Annotated in this window: 11 protein-coding genes; 6 read left to right on the top strand and 5 right to left on the bottom strand. The window is 33.8% G+C overall.

The annotated features are described in order from the left end of the window. Together BOW55_RS20855 and BOW55_RS15365 are read left to right on the top strand one after the other, a co-directional pair. The coding region (locus tag BOW55_RS20855; protein ID WP_164975047.1) for a hypothetical protein at positions 1–1,182 on the top strand (1,182 nt) is incomplete at its 5' end. Positions 1,183–1,309: 127 nt separating this feature from the next. Continuing rightward, entirely contained in the window at positions 1,310–2,194 is an 885-nt protein-coding gene (locus BOW55_RS15365) for a L,D-transpeptidase (RefSeq protein ID WP_129024826.1), read from the top strand. A gap of 64 nt (positions 2,195–2,258) precedes the next feature. On the opposite strand, the gene guaB is transcribed toward BOW55_RS15365, so the two are convergent. The 4 genes from guaB to BOW55_RS15385 form a co-directional block, all read right to left on the bottom strand. After that, positions 2,259–3,731 (bottom strand): IMP dehydrogenase, encoded by a 1,473-nt coding sequence (gene guaB, locus BOW55_RS15370; RefSeq protein WP_089057606.1) that lies wholly within the window; start codon positions 3,729–3,731, stop codon positions 2,259–2,261. A gap of 183 nt (positions 3,732–3,914) precedes the next feature. Beyond that, a complete protein-coding gene (locus BOW55_RS15375; RefSeq protein WP_129024827.1) occupies positions 3,915–5,312 on the bottom strand; it encodes a DUF5723 family protein in 1,398 nt (465 codons plus the stop codon). Beyond that, complete coding sequence (locus tag BOW55_RS15380; protein WP_129024828.1) at positions 5,309–5,860, bottom strand: hypothetical protein; 552 nt, start codon at positions 5,858–5,860, stop codon at positions 5,309–5,311. Before BOW55_RS15380 ends, BOW55_RS15375 begins: the two co-directional genes overlap by 4 nt. Positions 5,861–5,938: 78 nt before the next feature. Then, a complete protein-coding gene (locus BOW55_RS15385; RefSeq protein WP_129024829.1) occupies positions 5,939–6,805 on the bottom strand; it encodes a hydroxymethylglutaryl-CoA lyase in 867 nt (288 codons plus the stop codon). Positions 6,806–7,069: 264 nt separating this feature from the next. Between BOW55_RS15385 and BOW55_RS15390 the strand changes: the two genes are divergently transcribed. Beyond that, positions 7,070–7,684, top strand: coding sequence for a SatD family protein (locus BOW55_RS15390; protein ID WP_129024830.1), 615 nt, complete (start codon positions 7,070–7,072; stop codon positions 7,682–7,684). Continuing rightward, a complete protein-coding gene (locus tag BOW55_RS15395; RefSeq protein WP_129024831.1) occupies positions 7,681–8,388 on the top strand; it encodes a DUF3307 domain-containing protein in 708 nt (235 codons plus the stop codon). Before BOW55_RS15390 ends, BOW55_RS15395 begins: the two co-directional genes overlap by 4 nt. Here BOW55_RS15395 and BOW55_RS15400 read toward each other — a convergent pair. Beyond that, entirely contained in the window at positions 8,383–9,417 is a 1,035-nt protein-coding gene (locus BOW55_RS15400) for a quinone-dependent dihydroorotate dehydrogenase (RefSeq protein ID WP_129024832.1), read from the bottom strand. The two genes, BOW55_RS15395 and BOW55_RS15400, sit on opposite strands and share 6 nt — an antisense overlap. A gap of 377 nt (positions 9,418–9,794) precedes the next feature. Here BOW55_RS15400 and BOW55_RS15405 point away from each other — a divergent pair, with 377 nt between their 5' ends. Further along, on the top strand, positions 9,795–12,233 hold the full coding sequence (locus tag BOW55_RS15405; protein WP_129024833.1) for an arylsulfatase: 2,439 nt from the start codon (positions 9,795–9,797) through the stop codon (positions 12,231–12,233). 92 nt (positions 12,234–12,325) lie between these two features. After that, positions 12,326–12,904: a hypothetical protein gene (locus BOW55_RS15410; protein ID WP_129024834.1), complete on the top strand. Its 579-nt coding sequence runs from the start codon at positions 12,326–12,328 to the stop codon at positions 12,902–12,904. The last annotated feature ends 55 nt before the right edge of the window (positions 12,905–12,959 follow it).

A 12,959-nucleotide genomic window follows, 5' to 3' on the forward strand; every position in this document is an offset into this window, starting at 1 on the left:
ATTTCTTTTACTTCTTCTATCTATAAACATAACTGCTCAGAAAAAAAAGAGACCTATCTTTTTTCAGAAGATATTATTACGAATTTTGAAAAAGATAAAACTTTACCGCGTTTTCAAGTTGCTGCAACCAATTTTTCTATAAGCGGTTACTACAAACTTGCTCTAGAAACTTGGGACAAACAATTTGAAAACGACTTTTCTAAAAAGAGAACAATTTCAAAAGAAGACAGTATTTATTTTAAAACATTTAACCCCGTAAATGCTAAAGAATATATTATTGATCGTTCTAAAAACGAAAAAATCATTCTTATTAACGAAGCGCACAATAATTCCAGACATAGAGTTTTTACAACATCATTATTACAAGATTTATACAATAATGAATATCGTTTTCTGGGACTAGAGGCATTATGGGAAAATTTGAACGATAAAGGATATCCAGTTTTAGAAAGTGGCTTTTATACTAAAGAATCTCAATTTGGAAATTTAATTAAAGAAGCAACAGCTATTGGTTTTACCGTTTTTGGATATGAATCAACTTCAAAGACAAGAGATGGCGGAAAAACTAGAGAAATAGAACAAGCAGAAAACATCGTCAAGTTGATGAAGGAGAATCCAGATTCTAAATTTCTTATTCATTGTGGATATGAACATATTGTTGAAGGAACGCCTGGAATTAAAACTTGGGAAAAAGCGATGGCAGGGAGAATTATAGAAATGACAGGAATAAATCCTTTGACAATAGATCAGACCAATTATTCAGAAAAAGGAACTCCAATATTAAATTCTCCTTATATTGAAATGGTAAATTTAGATTACCCAGTCATTATGGTAAATAATAAAAATCAAACATTTAATGGAGATAAAGATAATCCTAAAAAAATTGACTGCTGCATTATACATCCAGTTACTAAATACAAAAATAACAGACCAGACTGGCTGAGCTTATCAAATGAAAGAAAAACTGTTACGATTAAAAAGTCAAAAATTAAAGAATATCCCGCTTTAGTTATGGCTTATAGAATCAATGAATATGAAAACAATGGAATTCCTGCTGATATCATTGAAATTTCAAATCGTGATGAAAAAACAAATTTAATATTGAAAAAAGGTCAGTATAAAATTTTAATCAAAAACAAAAACTATAAAATAGCCACCGAATTTGAACAATCTGTAAAATAGACAAACTCTATTCTACCTGAATAAATCAAGCTTATAGCAAAATGAAAATCAAACAAACATTTCTAAAAATTATGTAACCCTTTTATTCCATTCTATTTTTAACTTTATTTTCATAAAAGCTCATCTTATGAAAAAGTTATATTATACAGCGAATTTATCGTTCTTCTTAATGTTAGTTTTATTAGGAGCATGCAAGAAAAACGACAAAGCAAGCCTAACCGCAAATACTAAGCCTAAAAAAGCGATTGAATACAAGAAACCAAAATCATCTGTTTCCTTTCAAATTGAAAAAACAAAAGACTGGTTAAAAATCAACGAAGCCGACAGCAGCAAACTTGATATTGTTTACGCTTTAAACAGAACAGACAAAGCAAACTTCAAAAAACTTGACTCTGTTGTTATTCCAAGCGATTTTAGTGGTGATTTGGTTTATTATATGCCATTCCCCTTGCATGTTTCTGCTTTGGAAGAGGTTTCAAAAATCATACTTTTCTCTTATCCTACACAAACTTTTGCCGCTTATGAAAACGGTGAATTAGTTTATACCGGACCAACAAATATGGGAAGAAAAAAAGATCCTACACCAACAGGATTATTCTTCACTAATTGGAAAGCCGAAAAAACAACAAGTACTTTTAATGACGAATGGGATTTAAAATGGAATTTCAATATCGAGAATAAACTGGGCGTTGGTTTTCACGAATACGAACTTCCTGGTTATCCAGCATCACATTCTTGCTTAAGATTATTAGAAAAGGATGCTAAATATCTCTACAAATTTGCTGATGAATGGATTTTGAAAGACAAGGAAAATGTAAAAGTAAAAGGAACTCCTGTTATAGTTTTTGGAAGTTATGATTTTGACAGTCCAAAGCCTTGGTTGCAATTATCATCTAATCCTAAAACTCTAAATATATCTGAATCTGAAATTGAAAATGAAGTAAAACCATTTATTCCACAGATTTTAGAGAATCAAAAATTGAGAGAAGCGGAACATAATACTTCACTATAAAACTAAAAAAAAGGCGTAAGAATTAAATCTTACGCCTTTTGCTTTATATAATTAAAACTAAAAATTATCTAGAATAATTTGGAGCTTCTTTTGTAATTGTTACGTTATGCGGGTGACTTTCAGTAATTCCGCTTGAAGTAATTCTAACAAAACGTCCTGATTCTTGCAAAGTAGGAATATCTTTTGAACCACAGTATCCCATTCCTGCACGAAGACCTCCAATAAATTGAAGCATACTTTCGTTTAATTCTCCTTTGTAAGGAACACGACCAACAATTCCTTCTGGAACTAATTTTTTAACATCGTCTTCAACATCTTGAAAATAACGATCTTTTGAACCAGTTTGCATTGCTTCAACAGATCCCATTCCGCGGTAAGATTTGAATTTTCTTCCTTCAAAAATAATAGTTTCACCTGGAGACTCTTTTGTTCCTGCTAATAATGAACCTAACATTACACAATCAGCACCTGCAGCAATTGCTTTAGGAATATCTCCAGTATAACGAATTCCACCATCAGCAATAACAGGAACTCCAGTTCCTTTAATAGCTGCAGCAACTTCTAAAACTGCTGAAAATTGAGGAAAACCAACACCTGCAACGATACGTGTAGTACAGATTGAACCTGGTCCAATTCCAACTTTTACACCATCAGCACCATTTTCTACTAAATATTTAGCAGCTTCTGGTGTTGCAATGTTTCCAACAATTACATCTATTTGAGGGAATTTTGATTTTACTTCTTTTAATGTATTTACCACACCTTCTGTATGTCCGTGTGCAGTATCTATAATGATTGCGTCTACACCTGCATTTACTAAAGCTTCAGCTCTTTGAACTGCATCTCCAGTAACTCCAATTGCAGCTGCAACTCTTAAACGACCAAATGAATCTTTATTTGCAATTGGTTTTTGAGTCAGTTTTGTAATATCTCTGAAAGTAATTAAACCAACTAATTCATTATTAGCGTTTACAACTGGCAATTTTTCGATTTTATGTCCTTGTAAAACGACTTCTGCCTGCTCTAACGAAGTTCCTTCGGCAACAGTCACTAAATTTTTACTTGTCATTACCTCAGCGATTGGTCTTGCACCATTTTTCTCGAAACGTAAATCACGATTGGTAACAATTCCTTTCAGAATTCTATTTTCATCAACGATTGGAATACCGCCAATTCCAAATTCTTTCATAGCATTTTTTGCGTCTGCAATAGTTGAAGTTGTTGGTAATGTTACCGGATCGATAATCATCCCAGCTTCTGCACGCTTTACTTTTCTAACCTCTGCAGCTTGCTGCTCGATAGTCATGTTTTTATGTAAAACACTAATTCCTCCTTCTTGTGCCATAGCGATTGCCATTGCACTTTCGGTAACAGTATCCATAGCAGCAGATACGATTGGAACGTTTAATGTTATGTTTCTTGAGAATTTCGATTTGATGCTCACTTCGCGGGGAAGCACATTCGAGTAGTTAGGTACTAATAATACATCGTCGTAAGTTAAACCTTCGCCGATAATCTTGGAGTTGTGTGCTATCATGTTGCAATTTCTAGTTGAATTGCGTGCAAATATAGTGAATAAATTGGAAACTTGAATACTAACTTATTCATAAATTTACTTTTACAGGAAAATACTCCTGATTTAAATTCCAATTTCTGAAATTCCAAATCCCAACAAAAACGAAGTTAAGACCTTAATTTCTTGGGGTTTTATTTTTGATTTTTAATTCTTTAAATCTTGAAAAATAAAATTAAATCCGAATTGAAATGCAATACTATTTGCCTTTGAAACATCTCTATATTCAAAAACATTATCTACAAGAAGATACATATTGAGTTTTCCAAGAGTTCCAGAAACACCTAAACCAATGTTCGTATAAGAATATGGATCAACTGTATAAGTTGCTTTTACATCCAATTTCTCCGTAATACTGCGTTTATAAAAAGCAGTTAATGCAACGTAGGGATCTTTTGGCATCGTCATAGCAAATAATTGTGCACCAACAGCATTAAGGTATTTTCGCTCGCTTGAACCTTTGCAATTACAATCTTCATCTGGTCTTGTTTCTCCGAAAGAATATTGAATTGAAGAATTAAATTTAACAGGGCGCCAAGTTGTATATTTATTATATAGTTTTTCTTCTGGAATAGCTTCTTCAAAATCATCTATAATATTACTTGGTTCATTAGTTGCATCAAAACTAGGGTTTACTCCGTCGTACTTATAGCTTCCTTTATAAGTTCTCGTTTCAACATCTTTTGATTGTCTAATAAAACCAACATCAAGCACACTTGCAGTAAGCTGTAGATTATCTTCAATATTATAAGTAAGTCCGGCATCAAATCCTAAGCCAAGACTTCCATTAAAAAATGTATTGCGCGCAATATCCTTAGGAATACTGCCATCGTACTCGTCTTTTGTAAATTTTGCTATTCCGGCAGTTTTAAGCTCTAAATTCGATTCAATTATTTGGGTATACATATTTGTTCCCGTGCCTTGTGCTGTATAAATGTATCCTGAATTTTTGGTTGAAGTTGCATTGGCACCACTCGAGTAAATTTTAGCGCGCCCGCCTAAAACGAGTTTTTTGTTTAATTTTTTATGAAAACCAACATGAAAAACAGAAAGTACTTCGGCACGAACATTTATATCGGCTAAATTAAAAGATTTACCCATATAATTCTGATTTCCATCAACAGCCAAAATTGCAGCATCTTTTGGAAAATACATTAAAAAATCAAATTCCTGATAAGCTCCAAATGAAATATAAGACTTACTTTCCTGCCCCCCTACTCTAAATCCGCCAGAGAATATTTCAAGCTGTTGATTAACCTGTGTTTTATCATTTGCCGATGATTTATTGATAACATTTCGGACTTTATCATTAAAATCTACCCCGTTGTTAGCAAACAAATCATAAGCAGAAAAACTGCTTGAACCAATATTTCCTGAAACTCCTGACAGAACTGGAATCCCAAAATAGAATTTATAAGACACATCGGCACCTGGATTAACGAGTGAAGACTGCGGAATCGATGTAAAGTTGTATAATACTTGTTTGTTCTGAGCGAAAGATGAAAATTGAAAAATCAAGATTACAATTAAAAGTGTTTTTTTCATTGTATTTTCATATAAACAATTGCACCTGATTTTAGTTTTAAGTTACCTGAAATGGTTCCTGTTCCTGATCCTGGAACTACCCGCACAACAAAGGCAATTTTTACAGACTTTTTCAGCCTGACTAATCGCTCTCCTTCAAAAACCTCAGTTGGATATTTTATAATATTTGAACCTCCTGTATAGGTTGGAACATTTAAAGGAATAGTTTCTAAGGGCGCATTATTAGCATCAAGCAGAATCAAATCAACCTCAAAACCTCTATTAATTGTATTTTCGATTTCAAAATTAAACTCGGCTTTCATCAAATTTTCATTGAAGAACTTGTTTTTAAAAACATCAAAATCTTCTACAGCCGGAGGTATCGGAAATCCAGAACCATTGTCTACAATTTGATCCGCAGCAATAGTAAAATAAGCCAAATTGGCAACAAAAGTTGGCTGAAGCACTAGATCATCGACCTGATCAAAATCTAAATCACTCGAACAGGAGAGAAATAAAATCGACGAAAACAAAACTATAGAGATTCGATTTATGAAATTTGATTTCATGTGTGTTTTATATAGGATAAATAAAAACGTCTTTCTTTAATTAGATATTGCTTAATTGCTAAATTATTGTAATCTTTTTCAATGGAATTTTCCAAACAATTTTGATGCCTCGTTATAGGCACTTTCAAAACTTAAAGAATTAAGTCCAGTTGTTTTTTTATTGGCAGTAAAATAAGAGATTAGTTTTTCGGTTGGCATATTTCCTGTAAGTTTATCTGTTGCCATCGGACAACCGCCAAATCCTTGAATTGCTCCATCAAAACGCACACATCCAGCTTTTGCAGCAGCATCAATTTTTTCAAACCAACTATCAGGAGTTGTATGCAAATGTGCTCCAAACTCAATTTTCGGGTATTTCGGAATTAAGTTGGAAAAAAGATAGGTAATAACTTCTGGTGTCGAACTTCCAACGGTATCTGAAAGTGATAAAATTTTCACACCCATTCCTGCCAATTTTTCTGTCCATTCAGCCACAATTTCAACATTCCACGGATCTCCATAAGGATTTCCAAAACCCATTGAAAGATAAGTAACAACCTCTTTCTTTTTTTTATCGGCAATTTCTAGAATTTCTTCAAGAGTTATCAAAGATTCTGCTATGGTTTTATGAGTATTACGCATTTGAAAATTCTCTGATATCGAAAATGGAAAACCTAAATACTGAATTGACTCATGTTCTGAAGCCAAAGCTGCTCCTTGTGTATTTGCAATTATCGACAAAAGCTTACTTGTAGTTTGAGATAAATCCAGTTGTGCTAAAACCTCAGCAGTATCCTGCATTTGCGGAATTGCTTTAGGCGATACAAAACTTCCAAAATCAATAGTATCAAACCCTACACGAAGTAAAGCCTGAATATAGGTCACTTTATTTTTTGTGGGAATAAATGCTTTAATACCTTGCATGGCATCTCGCGGACATTCGATAATCTTGATTTCTGTATTCAAAACTTACTCTTTTGTAAAGGCTAAGTTAGTTCCTTTTTTAAAGAAATAAAAATTAAGTCGTTTTGTATAATTCGTTTTTTTTAACCATGTAAGTCTCATAACTATTAGCCGCATTTATTTCTGTACTATTACCAAAAATAGTAATAAAAACAAATATTCCTAAAAATGGTAATAAGTACAAATATTACCTATAAATGTAATATTTAAAAATATTACCTATATTTGTAATAGAAATTTTATCATTTTTTAATTATATTTGATGTTATGATTAGTGTAATTACAGGCGACATAATTGATTCAAGACAACAGCAATCAAAACATTGGGTCGAGGATTTAAAAAAAATCCTAGCTCAATTTGGCGATACACCAAATCAATGGGAAATTTACAGAGGTGATGAATTTCAAATTGAAGTTGAAAATCCCGAAGAGGCTTTATTAACTGCTATTTTAGTAAAAGCACGTTTAAGAGCTATAAAGCTAGATGCCCGAATGAGTATTGGTTTTGGCAGCAAAACACATAATGCAACAAAAATATCCGAAAGTAACGGAACTGCCTTTATTCATTCCGGCGAACTTTTTGGAACTTTAAAAAAGCAAAAGGTAACATTGGCTTTACGAACTGCCGATATTGATTTTAATGAAAAACTGAATCTAATGCTGCAGCTGGCTTTAACCTTTATGGACAACTGGCTGGTACAATCTGCTGAATTTACTGCCTTGGCAATAGAAAATCCAACTCTGTCTCAGGAAGAAATTGGTCAAAAATTAGGCATTAACCAAGCCGCTGTCAGCCGCAGACAAAAGCGAGCTCAATTTGATTTGGTTATGACTTTAGACCGCTATTTTAGAACACAAATAAAACAACTTACAGCTCCATGATTTTATTTATAAAACTGTTTTTAGCTCATTTATTAGGAGATTTTATATGGCAGCCCAACAAATGGGTCGCTGATAAAGAAACGAAGAAACATAAAAGCTTTTATTTATATCTTCATGTTTTACTGCACGGAATTTTGGCAGCAATTCTAGTGGGAGAAATCAGTTTTATACCTTACGCAGCGTTCATAGCCATTACCCACGGCTTTATAGATTTTATCAAACTTAATTTTCAAAAGAAGAAAACGAAACGTACTTGGTTTGTTGTAGACCAAATTGTACATATTTTGATTCTAATTGGCATCAGCCTTTTATACCAAAATAAAAATATGATTCATTTTTGGCTTGATGATAAATTTTGGATTTTACTAACAGGGATTATATTTATTACTAAACCTACTTCTATTTTTATAAAAACCATCATCTCAATTTGGAGTCCTGAAAGTCAAAACAGTAATCAAGACAACTCACTTGCCAATGCAGGAAATTACATTGGCATATTAGAGCGTTTATTTATATTCTGCTTTATCCTCTTAGGACATTTTGAAGCAATTGGATTTTTGCTGGCTGCAAAATCTATTTTTAGGTTTGGAGATTTGAAAGAAGCCAAAGATCGAAAACTTACTGAATACGTTTTGATTGGCACTTTAATCAGTTTTGGAATTGCAATACTTGTTGGACAAGTTGTTCAAATGCTAATTTTATAACTGACTTAAAACTTTCTTGTTTATAGCTTTTATAAGCGCAGGACCTTCATAAATAAAACCTGTATACAATTGCACTAAACTTGCACCTGCATTTAGTTTTTCGATTGCATCATCTGCAGAATGAATTCCTCCTACTCCAATAATTGGAAACGCTTTATTGCTTTTTTCCGAAAGAAAACGAATTACTTCTGTAGAACGTTTTGTTAACGGTTTTCCAGACAAACCTCCCGTTTCAGATTGGTTTTGAGATTGTAAACCCTCTCTTGAAATAGTCGTATTTGTAGCAATTACACCCGCAATTTGAGTTGTTTTTACAATATCAATAATATCTAACAATTGCTCATCTGTAAGATCTGGAGCAATTTTCAAAAGAATTGGTTTTACTTTTTGAGTGCTTGTTTTTTGTTTCTCGATATTTCTGTCTTGCAAGGTCTGCAATAAAGCCGTTAAAGGTTCTTTGTCTTGTAATGCTCTTAAATTTGGTGTGTTTGGAGAACTTACATTTACCACAAAATAATCAACATGATTAAACAAAGCATCAAAACAAATGATATAATCGTCAACTGCGTTTTCATTTGGTGTCACTTTATTTTTTCCGATATTTCCACCAATCAAAACTCCTGAATTCTTTTTCAAACGTTCTACGGCTTCAATAACTCCGCCATTATTAAAACCCATTCGGTTAATAATAGCTTGATCTTCTTTTAAACGGAACAAACGTTTTTTAGGATTTCCTTCTTGACCAACCGGCGTTACAGTTCCAATTTCGATAAAACCAAAACCAAAATCAGAAAGTTCCTTATACAACTTGGCATCTTTGTCAAATCCAGCTGCAAGTCCAACTGGATTCTTGAATTTAATTCCAAAAACTTCTCTTTCTAAACGATCATCTTTTACTTCATAAATTCCTTTTATGATTGATGAAACACCAGGGATTTTTGAAATGAATTTTACAAATGAAAAAGTAAAGTAATGCACTTCTTCTGGATCAAACCAAAAAAGTATCGGACGGATTATCAATTTATACATAAGAGTTGTGTTGTTGTTATTTTGGCTGCAAATTTAAATATTATAGTTTAAAAAGGTACTTTTTTATAAAAAACAAATATTTTGAATTTTGTTCTATTCTTTAATACTCCAATTTTTTTTTTAGAAAAAACATTCAAAAACGTGTTTTTTAGGTTGCAAGTTATAAAATGAAACATGTCCCTCCCCTGAAAAAGAGCTCCTTGGGCTATAGATTGTTTAATTTTGAAGAATTGACACACAATATTTCTAATCTAAAATTATAAACCCTAAAAAAATCTCTTGACTTAGGAAAACAGAACTGCATTTCATTTTATATTAAATTTTTACATAGAAATTCATTATACCAATAATAAATTAATAATTAATACCAAATAACCATGAAAGCAAGCAATAACTCCATACTCAAAAAGAGTATATTACCACTTCTGTTATTCCTCTCAATAGGCATAACCACAAAGCTGTCAGCACAAGCTGATCCGCAGCAAGTGACCAAGGAAACTTTTAAAGGAAAAATGGCACTTGATATTAGAGATTCAAAACCAGACTGGAAACCCTACACCAAAAAAGCAGCGCCAGAAGGTGCACCAAACGTATTGTTTATCTTATACGATGACACAGGGCAGGCTGCCTGGTCACCTTATGGAGGAGCCATCAACATGCCAACACTACAAAAATTAGCAGACAATGGTATTACCTATACCCAATGGCACACTACAGCCTTATGTTCGCCAACTCGTTCTACTTTATTAACGGGTCGTAACCACCACTTAAACGGTATGGCATCCATCACCGAAACTACAGATGGTTATCCTGGAGCAAACGGACAAATTCCAGCTCAGTGCGCTACTATTGGTCAAGTATTGCAACAAGCAGGATGGAGTACTTTCTGGATTGGAAAAAACCACAACGTACCAGAACAAGACGTTTCTTCTGGAGGCTCCAAAGCACAATGGCCAACCCAAATGGGCTTTGACCGCTATTACGGATTCATAGGAGGTGAAACCAACCAATGGTATCCTGATTTAATAGAAGACAACCATTTTATTGAGGCACCTTACACTCCTGAAGAAGGATATCACTTATCTAAAGATTTAGCCGATAAAGCCATTGAATATATCAAAGACCAAAAAGCCACCAACCCTTCTAAACCATGGTATATGTGGTATTGCCCTGGAGCGAACCATGCACCACACCATGCACCAGAAGAGTACATTGCTAAATACAAAGGAAAATTTGATGCTGGTTACGATGCGTACCGCGAATGGGTATTACCTCGTATGATTGCTAAAGGAATTGTACCTAAAGGAACTAAAAACACCGATTTCAATTTCTTACCTCCTAACGTAGCTAATCCTGGTGATTATGTAAAACCTTGGAATAAACTAAGTGCTGATGAGAAAAAATTATTCTCTAAACTAGCCGAAGTGTATGCCGGTTTCTCAGAATACACTGATGCTCAAGTAGGACGTGTTATTGAGTATTTAGAAAAAACAGGTCAGTTAGAAAATACTGTGGTTCTTTATGCTGCCGATAATGGTGCTTCTGGTGAAGGTTCTCCAACTGGATCTGTAAACGAAAATAAGTTCTTTAACGGTTATCCCGATGAATTATCTGAAAATTTAAAATATTTGGATAAACTAGGAGGTCCGGATACATACGAACATTATCCAACTGGATGGGCTGCTGGTTTCTCTGCGCCTTACAAAATGTTCAAACGTTACAGTAACTATGCAGGAGGAACTTGTGATGCATTAGTAATTTCGTGGCCAAAAGGAATTAAAGCACGAGGTGAAATCCGTAATCAATACCATCACTCTACAGATATTGTTCCTACCATTTTAGACATCTGTGGTTTAGAAATGCCTAAAACATTTAATAATGTACCACAGTACCCTCTTTCTGGAGTTTCTATGAAATACTCCTTTGATGCCAAACCAGAATCCCCTACTCAAAAACACATTCAGTATTACGCTATGTTAGGTACTAGAGCCATTTGGAAAGACGGTTGGAAAGCAGTGGCTGTACACGTACCACTTACGGGTAAAAGCAACTTTGACAAAGACGAATGGGAATTGTACAATGTAGATGTGGACAGAGCTGAGTCAAATAATTTGGCTAAAAAGAACCCTGAAAAACTAAAAGAACTTAAAGATGCTTGGTTTCAAGAAGCGGATAAAAATTTAGTATTACCTCTAGACGACCGTTCTCCTATGGAATTATTAAGCACGGAACGTCCTTCTCAAGAAAAACCAAAAACTCGTTACATTTACTATCCTGGAACTGCTGCCGTACCAGAAGGTGTAGCAGTAAGCGTACGTGGTCGTTCATACAAAATTGTAGGTGATGTAGATATTAAATCGGGAGCTTCAGGAGTAGTTTTTGCTCACGGATCTCGCTTTGGAGGACACTCTTTATTCATCAAAGACAATAAATTATACTATGTATATAATTTCTTAGGAATTCAGCCAGAACAAACTTTTGTTTCATCGGCTACCTTAACTCCTGGTAAACATGCCTTAGGATTTGAGTTTGTAAGAGAAAGTACCGGTAAAAACGGAGAACAAATTGGTACAGGTCATTTATACATTGACGGCAAAGAAGTGGCCAAAGGTTCTATGAAAACACAACCAGGTAAATTCACACTTTCTGGTGATGGTCTTTGCGTAGGATTCGATAGTGGTGACGCTGTAAGTCATCAATATAAATCACCTGGCACTTTTAAAGGTGGAGAAATCTTAGGTGTTGGTGTTGATATTAGCGAACAAAGCTATGAAGACCTTAACAAAGAAGCTTTAAGAATTATGAAAAGCGAATAGTCAATAGAAAAATAAATTTAAAGAGGTATTTATATACTTAAAAAAGTGAATAAAATACCTCTTTTTTATTAAAGATTAAAAACCAAATCACAATGACTAGTACAAGCCATCTTAAAAAAGCACTTTTTCTAACAGCCATTTTGTACTTAATCATTCAAAACAAAATCTCAGCTCAGGAAAATGAAGAAAAAGCTTTTAGTCCGCATCATCAAATTGGGCTTTCTATTAATCACGTTCATGTTTTTGAAGGAATAGACACTGATGGAAATCGGGAAGTTTTAAGTCTTCCAGCATGGGGATTAGACTACACATTTCAATTTCATGAAAAATGGGCCATTGGCCTTCACACTGACTTTATTATTGAAAAATTTAAAGTCGAAAAAAATCTGGAAAGCGGAGACGAAAAAGAAACCGTTGAACGAAGCTATCCAATTGCGCCTGCCGTTATGGGAATTTATAAACCAAATGAACATTGGAGCTTTCTTTTAGGTTTTGGGGGAGAATTTGCAAAAGAAGAAAATTATTTTCTTACAAGAGCCGGAGTTGAATACGGTTATGAGCTTCCAAGTAACTGGGAACTTTTTGGAACTTTTAGTTATGATTTTAAATGGAATGCATATGACAGTTGGGGAATTGGTTTAGGAATAGCAAAAAACTTTGGAGGAAAATAAGCGCATTAAACAACTAAAATAAATTATACAAACATTCTAAGCATATGCATAACGC

This window comes from Flavobacterium sp. YO12 (assembly GCF_004119495.1).
Taxonomy (GTDB): domain Bacteria; phylum Bacteroidota; class Bacteroidia; order Flavobacteriales; family Flavobacteriaceae; genus Flavobacterium.